This window comes from Virgibacillus proomii (genome assembly GCF_900162615.1).
In the GTDB taxonomy this organism is placed as follows: Bacteria; Bacillota; Bacilli; order Bacillales; family Amphibacillaceae; genus Virgibacillus; species Virgibacillus proomii.
This window is the reverse complement of record NZ_FUFN01000009.1, coordinates 192,566-210,739: the sequence shown is the minus strand read 5'-3', so window position 1 is coordinate 210,739 and position 18,174 is coordinate 192,566. Positions and strand designations below refer to the sequence as shown.

The 18,174-nt window shown below is 31.6% G+C and carries 18 protein-coding genes; 13 read left to right on the top strand and 5 right to left on the bottom strand.

Translation table 11 applies throughout. The features are described from left to right. The first annotated feature begins 107 nt into the window (after positions 1-107). From BN1066_RS03715 to BN1066_RS03705, 3 genes are all read left to right on the top strand, one after another. Complete coding sequence (locus BN1066_RS03715; RefSeq protein WP_077318162.1) at positions 108-545, top strand: hypothetical protein; 438 nt, start codon at positions 108-110, stop codon at positions 543-545. A gap of 128 nt (positions 546-673) precedes the next feature. Then, positions 674-1,120, top strand: a complete 447-nt coding sequence (locus BN1066_RS03710; RefSeq protein WP_077318161.1) for a hypothetical protein — start codon at positions 674-676, stop codon at positions 1,118-1,120. A gap of 192 nt (positions 1,121-1,312) precedes the next feature. Beyond that, entirely contained in the window at positions 1,313-2,389 is a 1,077-nt protein-coding gene (locus BN1066_RS03705; protein WP_077318160.1) for a four helix bundle protein, read from the top strand. Between the two features lie 213 nt (positions 2,390-2,602). Here BN1066_RS03705 and BN1066_RS03700 read toward each other — a convergent pair whose 3' ends face one another. Next, positions 2,603-2,884 carry a hypothetical protein gene (locus tag BN1066_RS03700; RefSeq protein ID WP_077318159.1) on the bottom strand — a complete coding sequence of 94 codons (282 nt, stop codon included), beginning with the start codon at positions 2,882-2,884 and terminating at the stop codon, positions 2,603-2,605. Between the two features lie 214 nt (positions 2,885-3,098). On the opposite strand from BN1066_RS03700, the gene BN1066_RS03695 reads away from it, so the two are divergent. Then, positions 3,099-3,731 (top strand): DarT ssDNA thymidine ADP-ribosyltransferase family protein, encoded by a 633-nt coding sequence (locus BN1066_RS03695; RefSeq protein ID WP_179104280.1) that lies wholly within the window; start codon positions 3,099-3,101, stop codon positions 3,729-3,731. A gap of 325 nt (positions 3,732-4,056) precedes the next feature. On the opposite strand, the gene BN1066_RS03690 is transcribed toward BN1066_RS03695, so the two are convergent. Continuing rightward, a complete protein-coding gene (locus tag BN1066_RS03690; RefSeq protein WP_077318157.1) occupies positions 4,057-4,749 on the bottom strand; it encodes a hypothetical protein in 693 nt (230 codons plus the stop codon). Next, on the bottom strand, positions 4,746-5,423 hold the full coding sequence (locus tag BN1066_RS03685; RefSeq protein WP_077318156.1) for a hypothetical protein: 678 nt from the start codon (positions 5,421-5,423) through the stop codon (positions 4,746-4,748). The genes BN1066_RS03690 and BN1066_RS03685 overlap by 4 nt, the downstream gene beginning before the upstream one ends. A 270-nt stretch (positions 5,424-5,693) precedes the next feature. On the opposite strand from BN1066_RS03685, the gene BN1066_RS03680 reads away from it, so the two are divergent. The 9 genes from BN1066_RS03680 (at position 5,694) to BN1066_RS03640 (ending at position 16,177) form a co-directional block, all read left to right on the top strand. Then, positions 5,694-6,611 carry a DUF4238 domain-containing protein gene (locus tag BN1066_RS03680; RefSeq protein ID WP_077318155.1) on the top strand — a complete coding sequence of 306 codons (918 nt, stop codon included), beginning with the start codon at positions 5,694-5,696 and terminating at the stop codon, positions 6,609-6,611. 307 nt (positions 6,612-6,918) lie between these two features. Then, positions 6,919-7,767: a hypothetical protein gene (locus tag BN1066_RS03675; RefSeq protein ID WP_077318154.1), complete on the top strand. Its 849-nt coding sequence runs from the start codon at positions 6,919-6,921 to the stop codon at positions 7,765-7,767. 106 nt (positions 7,768-7,873) lie between these two features. After that, entirely contained in the window at positions 7,874-8,443 is a 570-nt protein-coding gene (locus BN1066_RS03670) for a site-specific integrase (RefSeq protein WP_077318153.1), read from the top strand. Between the two features lie 106 nt (positions 8,444-8,549). Continuing rightward, positions 8,550-9,347, top strand: a complete 798-nt coding sequence (locus BN1066_RS03665) for a TnsA endonuclease N-terminal domain-containing protein (RefSeq protein WP_077318152.1) — start codon at positions 8,550-8,552, stop codon at positions 9,345-9,347. A gap of 14 nt (positions 9,348-9,361) precedes the next feature. Beyond that, the gene (locus tag BN1066_RS03660; protein ID WP_077318151.1) at positions 9,362-11,503 is read left to right on the top strand and encodes a Mu transposase C-terminal domain-containing protein; all 2,142 of its coding nucleotides are present in this window, start codon (positions 9,362-9,364) and stop codon (positions 11,501-11,503) included. Next, positions 11,496-12,977, top strand: a complete 1,482-nt coding sequence (locus BN1066_RS03655) for an ATP-binding protein (RefSeq protein ID WP_179104279.1) — start codon at positions 11,496-11,498, stop codon at positions 12,975-12,977. The genes BN1066_RS03660 and BN1066_RS03655 overlap by 8 nt, the downstream gene beginning before the upstream one ends. Continuing rightward, positions 12,974-14,488: a TnsD family Tn7-like transposition protein gene (locus tag BN1066_RS03650; protein ID WP_077318149.1), complete on the top strand. Its 1,515-nt coding sequence runs from the start codon at positions 12,974-12,976 to the stop codon at positions 14,486-14,488. Before BN1066_RS03655 ends, BN1066_RS03650 begins: the two co-directional genes overlap by 4 nt. Positions 14,489-14,641: 153 nt before the next feature. Continuing rightward, on the top strand, positions 14,642-15,457 hold the full coding sequence (locus BN1066_RS03645) for a hypothetical protein (RefSeq protein ID WP_077318148.1): 816 nt from the start codon (positions 14,642-14,644) through the stop codon (positions 15,455-15,457). A gap of 6 nt (positions 15,458-15,463) precedes the next feature. Continuing rightward, entirely contained in the window at positions 15,464-16,177 is a 714-nt protein-coding gene (locus BN1066_RS03640) for a hypothetical protein (RefSeq protein ID WP_077318147.1), read from the top strand. A 643-nt stretch (positions 16,178-16,820) separates the two neighbouring features. Here BN1066_RS03640 and BN1066_RS03635 read toward each other — a convergent pair. Both BN1066_RS03635 and BN1066_RS03630 read right to left on the bottom strand, forming a co-directional pair. After that, positions 16,821-17,300: a VanZ family protein gene (locus tag BN1066_RS03635; protein WP_077318896.1), complete on the bottom strand. Its 480-nt coding sequence runs from the start codon at positions 17,298-17,300 to the stop codon at positions 16,821-16,823. A gap of 84 nt (positions 17,301-17,384) precedes the next feature. Continuing rightward, positions 17,385-17,888, bottom strand: a complete 504-nt coding sequence (locus BN1066_RS03630; RefSeq protein ID WP_077318146.1) for a hypothetical protein — start codon at positions 17,886-17,888, stop codon at positions 17,385-17,387. Positions 17,889-18,174: the final 286 nt, after the last annotated feature.

The following is an 18,174-nucleotide window of genomic DNA, read 5'->3' as shown; positions in this document are numbered from 1 at the left end:
ATACAATAGAATCATAGAACGCAAGAAAAGATAGAAAGAGGGAAGAAACAAGTAGTAAGAACTACTAAATTAAATTTAAAAATACCAACTAAAAAGGAGAAAAGAAAATGACACAAACTACATCAGAAATCGTAAATGTTTTAACAAATATGAAAGAGGTATTCAAAGGTGAACTATTAGGCTTAGCCCAAAGAACGACATTTGAACCTATCTACGTAGAGAAAACAGAAGAAAAATGGGTTGTTGATGAGATTAAATACCTACAAGTAAATGATGGCTATCTAAAAGGATACCTATTAAATAGTTATGACATTGTGTCTCGTGTTCATGAAACTGAATCATTATCTGTTAAAAGAGAAATTTTTCTGCTTGAAAACGGGGAGTTATTAGTCTTCAACCATATTGAAGATTGTTTTGAGGAATCGGATACATGGTTTACCTTTTCACGTCGGGAATTGGCAGCGGATCAAACATTAACTGAGAAGGAATTTGCTTCTTTAATTAGCATATTAGCAGGAGAACTTAAAAACTCATCTATGGAATAAGTTGTGCTATATGATTGGAACGATCTCAAACATGGTCGAACCTTAAAAACGTTTCAGTTAAGTAGATAGATAATAGAATAAAGATAACGACGATAAAACAAAAAAATTTAGAAGAGGAGAATTATGATATGAATAATAATATTGTTGAATTACCTATAAACAAAGAGGAAATTTGGATGCCAAAGAGCATTGACGAACTAGTAACGATTGCATTAGAAACTGTCCCATTTGTGCCAATCAATAAAAATGCCAGTGGGGATGACTGGGAGTATGATGAGGGTGAACTCTACTTGGATGGTAATGGTGAAATTCTTATGGGCCATCTTGTTTACGAGGATGAAGAGTTCATTCAAGAGGGCATAGATGGTGACATAGTAGTGACCAAACAGATATTTATCATTCCAGAAGGCGAGTGCCTTGTATTTTATACTACAGCAGAGGAAAATTACTGTGGTTCTTGTGAAAAAGTACATTGTAGATTCAATCGTATAATATCAGCAGAACAGTCACTGTCCTCAGTGGAAAAAGAGGAAGTTCTTTGTCGTCTTGTTTTCGATATAAACAATAAAGAATGAAATCATTTCATCCTACGAGTCTTACACATTTCCACAATACGTTCCATGTAAACTTATTTCCAAAGAAATCTGAATCAATATAAATCTAATGGATTAATCATCAAGGCGAAGGGGGTAAAGAATACTTATCTTCTGAAATTAAGGATTCTTTATCTCCTTTATAATCAAAAATCATTAAGGAGATGATATAAAATGAATGAAATAGTGGAACAAATACAAGGTTGGTATCGAAATGAAAGAGAGTTGTCTAATTACAGCATGATGGATGTTGGTGACAAATTAAAATACCTAGCGGAGAAAGGAGTAATTTGGGTTCTTAACGATATGAAAGATATGACAGAAATTGAGAAGATTGTTATCGAGTCCTATTTGAATGAGTATAGAGCAAATCAGATATATGATAATCTCGATGACACTTTCAGCTTACAATCTTCAAATGAACCACCTGCACCCTCCTCCCAATCATCAGCACCAAAAGTCGTATCCTTCCAAAAGTCACAAAACATAAAGAAGAAAACCCTTGAAGTAAAAGATGTACAGCAATTTATCGGTTATAAGTTGGCAAAAAATATCGAAGAAAAGGTTATAGAAATTTGCAAGTCCTACCCTTCATACGATGCAAATATTGTAGATCAAATAGGAAGAAGTGCTGAATCAATTAAAAGAAGAATTGCAATGGGGGAGCAAATGTACATCGGAGAAAAGTTTTATCAGTATTCACTGTCCATTGGATCTGCAAAGGAAACTTCCACCTGGTTGCAGGTATCGTTAGGGCAGCAATATATATCACAGGAACAATATGATAAGTTAAACAACCAAGTTGAACAAATAGTGGCTATTTTAACAAGAACCCTAGTTAACATTAAAGAGAAAGAAGGTAAAGGAATGGATTTACCGAGCCCTTATACCCCTAATGTAAAAAACTTCATAGCCTATGAGCAAGCATTATTATTGGTGGAGAAGATTTATGAGATAACAAGGGAACGAGCATTTTGGGGAGAAAGAGATCTTGTCTTCAATCTCCGAAAATATTCGACATCAACTATAGCTAACATAGCAGAAGCACATCAATTCTACACACCAATGACGTTTCGTTTTTTCAATGATGCATTGCAAGCGTTAAATGCTCTTGATAGTTTGCTGGATACTACTTTGAGCAAAGGTATTGTATCGGAGGAGAGCTTAGAAGATATCAGGCAATTTAGGGTTTCAGTAAGAAATATACTGTCAAAGAGAATGGCGAACATTAGTAAGAAAAAAGCAAGTTAGAGAAGTAAGAGGTAAGGAGAGTTTACTCTCTTTATCACTTATTTCTACATAATTAAATACCTCGTTTAACAATATAGTTAAACGAGCATCAAGATGTGGATTTTGAAGTTGATAGAATAAAGTAAAAAAAACCAGGTAAATGCGTTAAGGGTTAAACTTATTCGTTAAGAGTTTACATTTTTTGTTAGCCGCACACTGTTTCATATTATGATTTCAGATGTTATTAATTGGCCATACTAACCCAGAGAGGAAATCTACTATTCTTTGTTTTTCATTTGAATTTAATATTTTACCATTGAATGTAATTTCCTTTTCTAATACATCTGTAAGTTCAACAGATTCTTTTGTGTGTGAGATTATTTCCTTCTTTTTTATTGAGGCTTTAGGATTTTCTTTATGGGTGTATTTTTCATCCAAGATTTGGGAAAGATTATCTGCTGTCTCTTTATTAGTTTCGAATATACTCAACTTTGCCTTTTCATAAATACCTTCCATTGTTCATTTTGAAATGTTTCGATATAGAAACATAGTGTTTTAGTTTAGTTTATAATTAATATATACAAAAATATTTAAGGAACTTTATAAAAAACATTGAGATGAAGTTGTTTGGCAATAACGGATATTAAATTAGAATCATACGATTCATGAAATTCAGTCTGTTAGACATGACAATTACGGGGCTATAAACAAAAAAGGAGATGATGCAAACTTGTTTAGAGAAGATATTAAAAAAGCTGCAGAAGAGAATGGAATTCAATTTTTATTGCATTTCACCAGAGCAGACAATCTTGATAGCATTTTCCGATATGGAATTTTATCAGTTTCAAAGCAAAAAAGTATGGGCTTTGAAGTAAAGAGGAACGATCAAAATAGACATGACTATTTTCTAAATGCAACCAGTACTTCTATTCACTTACCAAACAATATCCTACTGTACAAATATAAAAATCAATTTAATTGTGACTGGGTTATAATAGGCATAAAACCAGATATCATTTGGGAGAAAAGATGTGGGTTTTGTTTTGAAAATGCTGCAAATTCTAAATTCTCTAAAATCCCATTAAATAAAAGAATGAGTGTTGAAGCCTTAAATGGTATGTTTAAAAATATAAATGGTAAACCTCCAAGGGATAAGTTGAATATTAATAAATCCTTGACAACTAGTCCTCAAGCAGAAGTGTTAGTTTTTGAAGATATAGAACCTTCATATATTTGGGGGATTGCATATGAAAGTAACCGTTCCAAAAATAAATATAAAGATAACATCCCTAATTCAATTAAATTAGAAGTAGTTCAAGAATTGTTTCTATTTGATGTAAGACCTGATTCTAAGTATTGGTAAGACTAATATTTATAAATTAAATATTACTAGGGGGTTATAGGCGTTCATAAAGTGTTTTTACATTTCTGAATGTATGGAGTAAAAGGACTGATATCAAAATAAAAAGTGCAGGCTATCATTAAATAAACCCTGCACTTTTTTCCTTCTGTCGTTTGTTAATTCTCCAAAATAAGTTTTAATATTTTCATTGTCCAAATTTATCATTTATTAATATCTTGTTTTTAAGAGTCTAATTTTCTTTTTTGGAATACTTAATGAGAGTGTTGTGATTTATTCGTTAATTGTATATGCGTCATTCACTAAAACATTGTTTTTGTTAATAAAATTATTTACTCAATTCATTTTCAATCCATTGAAGGAAATCTTGTGCGACCCAGTATGGATTAGTTTCACAAATATAATTGGAATAAGAACGAATAGGTACACCATGATTTTGGTAAAACCTAGCAGTTTCAGCATCATTTTCACTCGAATGAGTTTCATTATTTAATATATCCAGGATGAATGTTCTTCCTTTATAAATCACCAAAAAGTCAGGTTCTTTTCTTGTTTCAAAAGATACAGACGAGCTATTTGGTAGGAGTAATACTCCAGTCTCTTTAAGCACAAAGTAAATAATTACTTCTGCTTTAGAACGAAATTTTAAGTTATCTAAAGTAGAATACATATAATATGGTTCTGACGACTTAAAGCTACAATTGTTATTTAAGGAATTACTTACTAAAGTATTTTTAGAATGCTCATCTTCGTAAACAAATACTTGGTGAGTGTCATTTCCAATTTGAATACCAATTGATCTGTTTGAATAGTTCTCAGGTTTATACCATATGGGATCGGCTATTTTTTCAGTACTCACTGAAAATGGGTATTCTTTACTGTTTTGACTATACGTTTCCTCAAGTAAATTAAATGTATTGGAATAATGATTTGTTAGGTCTGTATAGGAGTCGTTCTGGAATTTTGATACTTGATTAATTGGATCAAACTGTAAACGATTTTCGTTAAAATTATAATTCATTTGTTATCACCTTTCTTATTTCTTTTTCTTTCTCTGTCTTTGCGTAGTCTATATTCATCTTGACATTGTTTGTTTTTGTGGATAGTAGCATAACCTCTCTTAGCATTTGCAAACTGATGAGGGCTGGGATTTGATATATAATTGTCACAAGCAGCACAAACTAATACAGAATGGTGAGTATTTACATATTGTATGAAGTTGTAATATAAACAAGTTTCGAAATCTACTAAGTTCGGTACTATTACCTGTGCAAAAGTGTAATTAGGTAGAGTTTCATCCTGAATTTTATAGTGAATTCCACTTAATTTCTTGTTAAGTTTTGGAATTTTTTCTTTTGAAACAATCTGTATATACTTGAAATATCCAGGTTGCGGTTGCTTTGAATTTTGATCAGCCATTTTGTTAAAGTCAATTATAAAATCTTGCATTTCCTTTTGGAATTTTATAAATCTCTTCCTTTTTTTTGTTATAGCTGGTATTAACTCCCTATCAAATGCGTTGGCATTTGGTTCAACTTCTTGTAGCATTTTTAAAAGAAATAAACTGTTTTCATTCCTTTTGCTGTAATAATCTGGCATCCATTTGTTCAAAAAGAAAACAAACTCATTTTCGCTTTCAATATTCAAATTAACAAAGTCAATCACAAACCATTCTTTATAGTATGCATTCTCCATTGTTTAGCCTTCCTTTCTTTAATCGTTACTCTAATTCTATGATATAAACTTATTCCTAACCAGATGGAATTTGGTTAGGAATTTTATAAGGTTTATAAAATCAGGCGGAGGAAACAGAATAATGTTGATTTACTAGCATTCCTTAATTGATAATAGAATCGTGAGAATACAATTATTTTGTGTTTTAGAAAACCTTGTACTATCTACATAAGATAGAGTATTATTATCTTTAAAATAAATTTATAGTAACTTGAATAGGGAGGCGTAGTATTGGCAGGGAATTTACAACATTTTGTTCCACAATTATATTTAAGAAGATATACTGATGGAAATGAAGGTATTTGGGTTTTTGATAAAGTAGAACAGAAAAAATTTCCTACTGGAATTAAAGCTGTGGCGGCTGAGAATCTCTTCTATAAATTATCTGAAATGGAAGTGAAAGAGATTCAGCATTTCGCCTCTGGTACAATTAGTGAGAGTTTGATAGATGATATTATTACAGAAGAAATTGAACCATTATTTAAAAAACATCTTGATAAAATTTTGGCATCTTATAAAAGTTATAAAGAGGAAAATAAAGAGTTTATAATAGATTCTGAAGAAATTGAATACCTAGCTCAGAGTATAGCTTTCCAATATTATAGAACAAAAGCATATAGAGAAGCTATGAAAAGAAATAAAAGTAGTGAATTAAAATATTTATATTATCAAGATGAAAAAGATGTTCCTATTAATATAGGGGCTTTGGAACACTTTAAACAAATGATTGAAAGGACAAATATTTTAGCAGAAGATCTTAGAGATAATTTTTTTTGGATAATCATTGAGAATAAAACCAATGTACCGTTTTATACTTCCGATAACCCAGTTATACTTCGAATCCATAAAAATAGAGAAGTAATGCAGGCCTTATTCGATAATCCGATTATTGAGGTAAACGAGTATGTCTTTCCGTTAACAAGTAAATTACTTCTGGTATTAGTTAAACAAGAAGATTTTCTTGGTGAAATTTTAAATCATAGAAAAGCTAAACATGAAACCAATCAAGATGTCATAAAAGCATATAACGAAGCACAATTACATTCAGCCCACAGACAATTATATTGTCCGACAGATAATTTTGAAAGTATTGATGGACTAAACACGATTTTACCTGATACTACTACAATAAGGGTGAAGTTGTCTTAAAAGATAAGAGAAACAATTTCATAAGGGGAATTTTGTTCCTTTCAAGAAATTTTTTTGCTTTTTGGGGCATCCACTAATTTTTGGAATTTCATTATGGTTTAGTTATGTTTTACTTTACATAAACCCGTTCTGTAAACAAAGGAATGTTGTTATATCAGCATTCCTATTTTTGTTCATTAGATTATTTTGTATGAATGTTACAGTTTATTTATTTGAATGAGTTTTTGTAAGATTCATATACTTGGTGCTAAAATAACAACAGACATTACTGACAGGTAAAAAATTTGAAATGTAGGTGTGATTAAAATTGGAAAAAATATTGAAGTGCTTAAAAAGTAGTAATAAAAAGATTGTTTTGTTAATTATTATAGCGATATTCTTAATCCCCATTATAACAATCCATACTTTATTTAAGTTCCCTGCAATTGATCCCTTTTTTGTAGCTGTATGGTCTGCAGGTGAAATTATTACCTATTTTATTACATTTATGTCTTTTCTTGGAACTGTTTCATTAGGTGTATTAGCATTAGTTCAGAACAATAGATTAAGTAAAATAAATAAAGATTTAACACAGCATCAATTTAAACCTGTTATCACGGTAACTCCTTTTTACGGAGAAATAGACGAGAGGGAAGCGTTAATAACGTATGATAGAGAAGTAAAAAAGGACAAAGAAGGTAATTTAATAAATAGTGGATGGTCGTTACATCAACCTATTAGCTCCAGGAAAAGAACTGGAACTATTAGTATTAAGAATATAGGACTAGGTCCTGCAGTTAATTTTGAAATATATTGGTATAAATTAGATAGTGTAGAGGGACTTTCTAAATTAGATCAAATTAAAGAGATCCATATTGAAAATTTTTACGATAAGGTGAGGTATTCTTATTTTACATATAAGGATAAAGAGAAAATGAAAAATGAACCATGGATGATTTTTACAGAATTTGATTTAGGAATATCAGAAGAAAACAATAGAATAAATATGTTATTTTTGTTTGATGATAGTGTGGGAAAAATGCATACAATTCTAGAGTTTAGATATAAAAATATATTGGGAAGAAAAGTGAAAAAACTCTCTTATTTAGGATATGATTCAACAACCCAAACGACCTCAGTTATGCCTGTTTCAAAAGAATACGATTGTGATGACTGATACGATGAGTGGTTAGTTCTGGTTTTAATTTTATTGCCTCCAGGCTCTTGTGTTTCTTCAATCATTGTATAGAATTGTTGTGTAAGGTATCTAAGGAGGGGGAGCAATGAAAGTAGTTCATCCAATAAGGGATAAGAAACAACTTGAAGCGGTAAAAACCTATTTACGAGGAAACAATAAAAGGGATTATTTGCTCTTTTATGTAGGCATTTCTTCAGCATTACGAATCAGTGATATTTTAAGATTAAAGGTTAAACATGTGTGGAATGGTAGTAGACCTTTAGAGTTCATTGAACTGAATGAAAAGAAAACCGGGAAATATAAAAGATTTCCTATCACTCCTAATCTAACAAAAGCAATCAAAGAATATATGAAGGATTTTCCTGATAAGCGGCAGGAAGACTATCTGTTCACGAGCAGAAAAGGGATTAATAAGCCTATTTCAAGACAATATGCTGCATCAATGTTAAATGAAGCGTGTGATATGGTCGGTATTAAAGAGAGATTCGGTACGCACGGCCTCAGAAAAACGTGGGCCTTCTTTGCTTTCAAAAAAGGCATATCTCTCGATTATATATCTATTGCCTTAAATCATAATTCTATAGCAGAGACAAAACGTTATATAGGATTGTTACAAGAAGATCTTGATAATTTATATCTAGAGGTGAATCTATAGATGATATTTAAAATTTTATATTTTTTCTTAGTTGACTTCCGATAATGAACTCAAAAAAAAACAAGTTCATTTGCCGGGAGTCAATTTTTTTATTGGAGGAAGGATAATGGCTAAAATCCAATGGAGCAAAGAAAAGTTACATAGATATATAAAAGAAGGAAGGGGTCAGGGAGTTGGGAAAGATTATACCCCTTGGAACTATACATACAATTACAGTTCTAAAGGCAGGGCTTCAAGAATTTTTGGTCTGAAAACAGGACGCATTCACCACCTTCAATCGGATAACCAATATAGAGCTTTCCTTTTATTTGAGTTTAGCTCGAAGGTTGTTGATATAAGAGAGTCCTTTCCACTATTAGATGTTAATGAGGTAATTGACGATAAAGAAGATTTACGTTTTGACAAGTTCACAGATCGGGAGACTAAAGAACCTTATGTATTAACGACGAATTTTCTTTTGACTGTAAAAGATATGGATGGCAAAGAATTTCTTTTAGCAAGAACCATCAAAAATACAACCGAATTAAAGCGGAGAATTACTTTTGAAAGACTAGAGATTGAAAGAAGATATTGGGAGCACAAAGGTATTGATTGGAAAATAATTACTGAAAAGCAATTATCGAGACAATTAGCAAAAAATATCGAATGGGTAAGAGAAACAATGTTAGAAGGTAGTGAGGGGAAGCTAAATAAAGAAGAGTTGTCAGTAATTTTACTGAGATACCTTCTTGAGAATGATGAACTACCGTTAAAAGAGTTACTTAAATTATTCGACAAGATGGAAGGATTACAAAAGGGATCTGCGTTATTCCTATTCCGTTATTTGATAGCAATGAAAGAAATAGTAATTGATATGGAAAAAAAGATAGAATTATCATTAACCGTTAATGATTTACTAAAGTAAGATGGGTGATTCATATGCAAATTATGGAGAATTTGTTATTACAGTATCAAGATAAAAAAACAATTCGTATTACATATTATGAACGAATTTCTTCTATTATATATGCCATAGATATGGAAAAAACGAGATGGCCATTTCTAATTAAAAAAGAAGAACTTACTGCTGATTACAAAGATGGAAAAATAACTATTTTAGAGGATGAAACATTTATACGAAGTGTTGTAGAAGAAAAGCTGAGTAGAGCAGAAAAAGAAAAAAGGGATTGGGCATGGGAGATTGTGAATTTTATCCATAAACAAGTAGATTCTGAATCTCTAATTTATAAGTCTAAATACAGGAATCAAGCTATTCAGGCGGCTACAGAAGTTTATAAGGTTAGTTACAACACCGTAAAGAATTATTTAGTTCGCTATTGGAAAGGTGGCAAGGTTCGAAATGCACTTCTTCCTGATTTTCATTTGTGTGGGGCTGGTGGTCAAACAAGACAGGCTGGCAAAAAGAAAAGAGGAAGACCGAGAAAATCTAAGTCAGGGCAAGGAGTTAATATTGACGATAAAATTAAAAAGTATTTTATGACAGGATTAAATCGCTATTATTATAATGAAAGACAAAATTCATTAAGAGTAACTTATGAGTTAATTCTAAAAGACTTCTTTACAGAGGTATACACTGACAGTAAAGGCAAAAAGATACCTATGTTAAAGGATTCTTCTGAACTACCTACTTATACTCAATTCCTATATTGGTTTAATAAAATAAATGACCCTAAAAAGGAAATAATCGAAAGAAAGGGTACACGAAATTACTTTCAAAACTATAGAACAATCATCGGTAACTCCACTCAAGATGCAGGAATTGGTCCAGGAACTTTATGGCAAATTGATTCGACTCAATTTGACATATATTTAGTTTCTTCAGTTGATCGAAATCTGATTGTAGGAAGGCCGCAAGTTATTAGCATAATAGATATCTACTCAAAAAAAATCATGGGCTTGAATGTCACATTTGAGTCATTTAACTCTTATACAGGCACCATGGTAGCTCTTGCTAATGCAATGTTACCTAAAGAAGAATATTGTAAACAGTATGGTATCTCACTAGAAAAGGATGAATGGAATGTAGCTTGTGTTCCTCAACGAATTTTCGCCGATAGAGGTGAGCTAAATGGGAAACAAATTGAGGAGGCAATTGCAGGTTTAGGTATAACAATCCAGAATGCCCCACCATATAGGGCGGATTACAAAGGAGTTATAGAACAAGCATTTAATCAATTGAACATAAAGGTTAAGCCTTTTGCAGATGGGGTTGTACAGAATGGGAATATAAAAGAACGAGGAGAAACAGAATATAGGCTACAAGCTAATCTTACTATTGATGAATTTACAAGAATTCTTATTAAATGTGTACTCTTTCATAATAATCACCATGTCCTGAGTGAGTATGTGTTAGATGAAAAGATGATTGAGCAAGGTATTGAGAAAATCCCATCTCAAATATGGGGATACGGTGTGAAATATATGAAGGGACAATTGCGAGTATTACCAGAGCAGACAGTTAAGATGCACTTGCTACCTACTGATACAGCATCCATTACATCACGTGGAGTTAGGTATAAGAAAATGCTATATGCTTCTGATTATTCATTGAAAAATAATTGGTACCAGTTGGCTCGGATAAATGGAAGAAAAAAAATAAAGATATGGTACGATCCGAGAGATTTATCAGATATATATACAATAAATGAAGATGGAGAGTTTCATAAGTTAAGTCTTCTCGAACATCTAACTAAGTATGAGCACAAAGGAATCTATGAAATAGAACAGATAATTAAACATGAGGGAGCCTTGGATGAAAAAAGCAAGGAACGAGAATTAAAGGAAAAGATGAAGTTGTTTGAGGATATTCAAACAATTGTTGGACAAGGAAAGAGAAAAACGGAAGAGGAGAGGGATGAAACTTTAAGTAAGACTGAACGATTAAGAGGGATTAGGGAAAATCAACGGGAAGAAAGGGAACTACAGCGAGAATTGAAGAAAGATAAGGAAGAAGTAGTCGAAGCCTTTATAGTACCAACTGAAAATAATATGAAGCAAGATGGTGAACTTGATTTGTTTAGGGCAATACAAAAGTTAGATTGGGATGATGATATTGAATAAGACTATATTTCTACCAAATGGAATGGAGGCTGTACAGGCAGAATATAAGGAATTCCCGTTAGAAGAATTTAATCAAAATCCGTTAATTCAGGCACTTCCTCCTTTATTAGATAAGGCAGCAATCATTAGAAAGCTCATGGTTAGACCAATCTACAAGGAGGAAGAAAAACACGCAGAAAGTATTTATCGTCTGCATATGGTTAACCGATTGTTCCAACTTTACACTCCTCTTCCTGTACATATTGAAGTCTGGAATATGATCCATACATTGATTCTACAGGGTTATTTGGCTAGAAATCCTTTTGATAAGAACTATAAAAAGTATATTAATGAGTCTGGAAAGCAAATAATTAATCGTTCCTATGAAATAAATAGTAGGCAAAATTTCAGAACTACTTCATCCTGTGGGACATTCATTGGATTTTCAGGTATGGGTAAGACGACAACAATTAATAGAGTTCTTAGTAATATCCCACAAGTAATCATACACAATGAATATAAAGGAACTCATTTTAACCAAATCCAATTGGTTTGGTTGAAGCTAGAAGCCCCGAGTAATTCAAGCCTCAAAGCATTGTGCTTACAATTTTTTATGAAAGTTGATGAATTGCTTGGTACAAATAATTATAAGAAGTATGTTTCAAGAAATATGTCCGTAGATAGTATGCTCCCTTTAATCAGTCAGGTAGCACACAATATAGGACTGGGTCTCCTAGTTATAGATGAAACACAGAATATAAAAAAACGTGGTGCAGACCAAATTATGAATTTCTTCGTCTACCTTATAAATACCGGTATTAACCTTTGTCTAATTGGAACCCCAGGTGCGTATGATTTGTTTGGAAAGGAATTACGAATGACAAGACGTTTAACAGGAAACGCTGAAATTATCTATAACAATATGAAGTATGGCAATGAATTTTCCTTTTTGCTGGAGTCTGTATGGAAATATCAATGGACACGGAATTTCGTACACTATAATGAGGAGTTTGGAAAGGTAATTTATGAAGAGACTCAGGGTATATCGGATCTGGTGATAAAGCTATTTGTATATTCACAACAGGAGGCAATAGAAAGCGGAAAAGAAGAACTTACCATAAATCTAATAAGGAAGGTAGCAAAGGAAAAGTTTAGGTTGCTTCAACCTATGTTGGATGCTATCCGTTCTGGTAATCCACATAAAATTGCTAAATATGAAGATATAAGGAAGATTGAATTAGAAGGTGCTAACATAAGGAAAAGAAGCGAAGTTAAAAGAGAAGAACCGGTAAGAAGGAAAAAGGTAGATGAGGTAAAAGCAATTGAGAAGGTTGAGAAACCCAAGAAGAAAACCAAACGTAACGAATATAATGAAAATGATTTACGTTATTTACTTCAACAAGGAAAAGAAGAAGAAAAATCACCATATCAAATGCTTTTCGAAAAAGGTTATATTGAGGATGCTTCTAAGTGGATTGAGATGAAGCAACTATGATTAACTTTCTTCCAGAGTTGTATGAGAATGAACTTTTTTATTCAGTGATCGCTCGTTACCGTACAAAGTGCGGGATGGTTAGCGGAAGAGCATTAATTGAAGATTTATTTGGTCGATATATCGTTATCACTTCTTCTAATTTTCCACTTTATATTAAAGATTTCATTAGGAATCTTCCTCCATCATCAAAGATAGCAGAAAAAGAAATAATTGAAAAGCACACCACTTTTCGATTTTATACATCCTTTCTTTCTGGGGAAAAGACAAAATTAATTTATCAGACAATGGAAGATGGAAGAAACGGATCCAAGTTAAACATTGAGCAGCGATTAGGTTTTGGTGGAAGTAAGGTACGTCAATTGAGTTATTTAAGGTATTGTCCAGTTTGTTATCAAGAGGATTTAGAAACATTAGGTGAAAGCTATTGGCGTACTAATCACCAAATAATTGGAGTCTTTTATTGCTCTAAGCATCATGTTCTTTTAAAAGAAAGTTCTGTTTTAAGTACCGGAACTGGTATTGATTTTATATGTGCAGATGAACGGGTTTGTAATGCAGAGTTATTAGAAGATAAATATCCATGCACTATAAAATCATTAAATCTTAAATATACTCATAATGCTGAAGTGTTACTGAATGGAAACTTTCCTAGGAAAGAATTATCTTATATTATTGATTATTACATTGATAGATTAAGGGAAAGAAGATTAGCTTCTAAAAATGGAAGTTTATATATGAAGGATTTACAAGAACGGTTCATGCACTTTTACCCGAAGCAGTATTTAGAAATGATGCAGAGCAGTGTTGATCCAGATAGTCCTTCTAATTGGCTTCGGTTATTTGTAAGGCATAACAATAGAAATAGAAGTCCATTAAGACACTTACTGTTCTTGCAATTCTTAGGAGTAGAAATAGATGATCTCTTTGAAAATAAAAAGGTTATTGGGAAGAAGTCAGTGCAAGTCCAATACAATCCGACTTTTGATATTCAAAAGCGAAGGAAAAAGTGGTTACAATTAATTGCAGAAAATCCGAATGCAAATAGAAGTCAACTAAAAGAAAAGGGGAAAGGGCTACATACTTGGATTTATAGATATGATAGAGATTGGTACAATAAAGTAACGCCAAAAGCAGCTTTGGGTAAAAAGAAATCGGCCGTTATTGATTGGGATAAAAGAGATGAAGAATGTTTAAGACTTGCTAAAGAAGCTGTTGAAATTATTTTACATAGAGAAGGTAAACCAATAAGAATTACGCCTTCGAGCATAAGAAATACATTGGGTTTAGGATCGTGGTTTCATAATAAAAAGTTAGTAAGAACACAACGCTATCTAAAAGAAGTGAAAGAAGATATAGATGAATTTAGAATTAGAAAAATCAAGTGGGCAATTGATGAAATAATTGAAAATAATGGTGTGCTAACACCATATAAGGTTCAGTTGTATGCTGGTTTTGGTGGGAGCAATAAAGTAATAAGGAAATTAATATTAATAGAATTAGATAGAATGTAAAAAAAATAAAGCTAGCATTAATAGCTTTATTTTTTTATTTAAGTTTACAAAGTAATCCCTTAGAATAAATTGAATTATAAATACATTCAGTATAGAATAATTATAAATAGGCTTGGTTTCCAAATCTTTTTAATAGAAAAGGGGAACTTTATAATGAAAGGGCTCTCACCTGTCAAACCATATATTAATGTTGTTTATTGGATTTTACTATTGCTTGCTGCTGTAGTAGCTATCTTATTCATTTTAAGTACATATACGCTGTTAATTAAAAATTGGTATATTACTTTAACAAGTATTATTTCCTTAATAGGTTCTTTTATTACGTTAAAGGACATTTCTGTAAGGTTTCAGAAATTTTTATATAAAAGTAAAGTGATTTTGCAAAATAAACAAGTTGCGTGGTCTATAACTAGCAACTATAAAGGAGAAACAATTTCTATTGATACATTTAATACTTTAAAAACTTTCTTAAAGGATCTAGGCGTTAATAACTTTCTTATAAAAGAAAATGATTCAGATATATATTTAAGTGTTGACGGAATTACTTTTCATTGTTCATATAGAGCCTATCTCAATGATGATGTTTATTCTGATGCAGATACCATAGGTGAAATAATATTTTATATCCCCGAATACCATGCCCCGTATGTAGAAGCAAATGTTCTTCTTGAGGAAAGATTGATACCGATATTAAATGAATTGAAAAGCAAAATGGGTGATTGTACAGAGAGTTTCAATTTTGAAATCTACTTTAAGGATTATCATCCATATTTAGGGTTATATTTAAAAGATATAAAAAGGACTAAAGACTTTTCATTTAATTTTAGCTATAAAGAAGAACCAAGTTCTAAAGGAATAGAAGATGATGCTACAGTGACAGTTTCAAAGGATAGATTATCTTTAAAAACAAAGACTCTTTATACTTTGAATCGGCTAATTCAAAAGCATTTATTTTTGTCAGGGGGCTAAGCAAAATTGAACAAAACCTATTACTTTGTAGAATTTGAATATATAGACATTCCACCAGAAGGATTCCATACAAATCAACAACTAACAATAAAAGGAACTAAATTTGATGCAGACCCCATCACTATCTTGAAAGTTGTTGAAAATGATTATTATGAAGGATGGATACACCTACAGGCGATTCACGAAACAGTTGATAAAACACCAAGAAGAATGGCGGGTGATCCAGAATATCTTCATCAAAGTATTGTTGGGGGAGACAGACCTTTTAATTGTTATTACAAAAAGGATGAAAATATAATGATATTAAATACGTCCAAAAAGAATGTTATTGGTTTGCAGAGGGCCTTGATTCAACACTTCCCAGATAGATTTAAACCTTATCAACATGAATTGGAATTTAAAAAGTTATTAAAAAAGTTAAGTCACACTCAAATTGTTAGTTCATGGTTTAATAATATACAAGGAAAAGTTAATGCTGTAGGGTTGTATGGACGAAGGGTTAATTTTGATGAAATTTTCGATCATTACAATGAGCTTGGTAGGTTGTCTGCAATTACCGTAGAATGGCAAATTAAAGATGAGACACAGCCTATTAATGTGATGTTTACAAAAAATTATGGTGTAATAATATATTCTGATTGGCCTTTTGAAAAGGATTTATATTTTTTATTAGAAATAAAAAAATTGCTATTTTCAGATGAGTTGATTAAATCATCATGATAACCTTTTATAACAAGTAATTAAATTATATACTTGTAAAAAGTTAAAGGGATTTATATATTTTATTTGCACAATCTATACATCATCGTATTTTTTGTAATAATTTCTGTTTCTAATCCCAAAGATAATTTTGTATCAGGCTGAGTCTAAATATGCTCAGCCTATTTCAATTTCAACAAATCACTACTTTCTTTTACGGATTAGGTTGGTGAAGATCCCTAGAGATTAAATATTAAGAATAGTTTGCTGGAAAGACGAATAGGTTATTAACATTTTGTTGAAGTTAACTTTGAGTGCAGAACAATAGGCCCCGTGATTTTTTCCTTTTTTTGTTATTCTCTTATTCTATTTTTCTTTGTCCTTTTCATAATGAGGAGAGAATATTGGCAATAAAAAAGAGAGCAGAACTTAATCCACTCTCTCTTCCCTTTCCTATTTATTTTTTCATTCTGGGGCTTACTCGCCAACCATACCATCACCATCACAGTCATCCATATATTGGTACAACCAATGTTATATTTAGGTTATCTAAGTAAAATATTTGATATTAAAAGGACCACACATTTTGGATATGTCTAAAATGTGTGGTCCTAATCCATTGCTACTTAAACTATGCCTCTTTTAGTTGAAGAGTCGGAAACAGCTATTTAAGTAACCTCTGAACTATTTTTGTTTTCCAAATACCAAAACCTATCAAAGCACCTACCATATTTAGTATAAAATCATCAATATCAAAACTTCCTCTTCTTGTAACTAATTGTGTTACTTCAATAACTAATAACAATATAATCATCAAGAGAATAAATCCACCAACCTTATTTATCTTTTTTATATAGTAAGGTAGGTAAATTCCCATTGGTAAAAACATAATTAAGTTACCAAGGAGGTTCTTTATAGGTATAGCTATATTTAAACTTCCGTCGAACATTGCCGTTATATATGTACTAATAGTTTTAAATGGAACGAAATTTGAAGAATTCCTTATATACTCTATTAACGATAAGTCTGTCCATATATGACCTCTAATTCCCACAAACATAACACCTACAAACAACAGCATTACCAGTGCTAATAAATAAAATATGAAACTAATACCAAAAATCATCTTTATTACTTTTTTCATTTCCAACAAAACCTGTCTTTCTTAGAATTTTTAATGTTAGCTCTTAAACAATCCTGCCAGTTTAAGTACATTCGTCCACAACCTTTAAAATAATACTTTAACATAAAATTTCCATTTACCTTCACCACCATCCACTTCAATCAGTTTATATCCTTCGAATCGTTCATTCTTGGATGAATCTTTCTTTTCTTCCCCTTCATTTTCAGTCTTTATCTTGGCTTCCTTTTCTGCTTTTGCTTTTCTTTCAGCTTTTTCTTTCGCCTTACGCTCTTCCTCTTTATCTTCTTTTTCCTCTTCAGCAACTGTGTCTACCGGAGTAGATTTTGACTCCGGTTTGTCTGTTTCTGATTTCTTATCTTCATTTCCCTGAACTTCTTCTGCTATAGATGAATCAACATCCGAAGTTGTAGTGGAATCTGAAGGACTTAAAACGAGTGCTAAAACAAAAATAAAAAAGAAATAGGTAACATATTTCCCGTGTTTCTTGGCTTTACCGTTTCCTTTAATGAGTGCATAAACAGCCAGAGCACCATATAGTAATACTGCAACAAGGCTGAGTAATCCAACAATTGCTATAAAAGTATCCATTCTTCTTTCCTCTCCTTATTACAAAACCAGCAAAATAGACTTGGACCAAAACGCCTTATGTGTTATGTATGTTACAAGAATATGAGTCTATTATACTGTATATAAGCATTTCAACAATGAGTGTAGTTTATCAATTGATAGGGAACATTGACTTACTATACTAAGTGTAGTAAGGTGTAAGTAATTTATAGTCGAAAGGGTGAATAAATGCACATGATCATATAATCCTAACTTTAGAAGAAATCAATAATTATTTTTGTGTTCATTAGGATAATTTAATGAACAA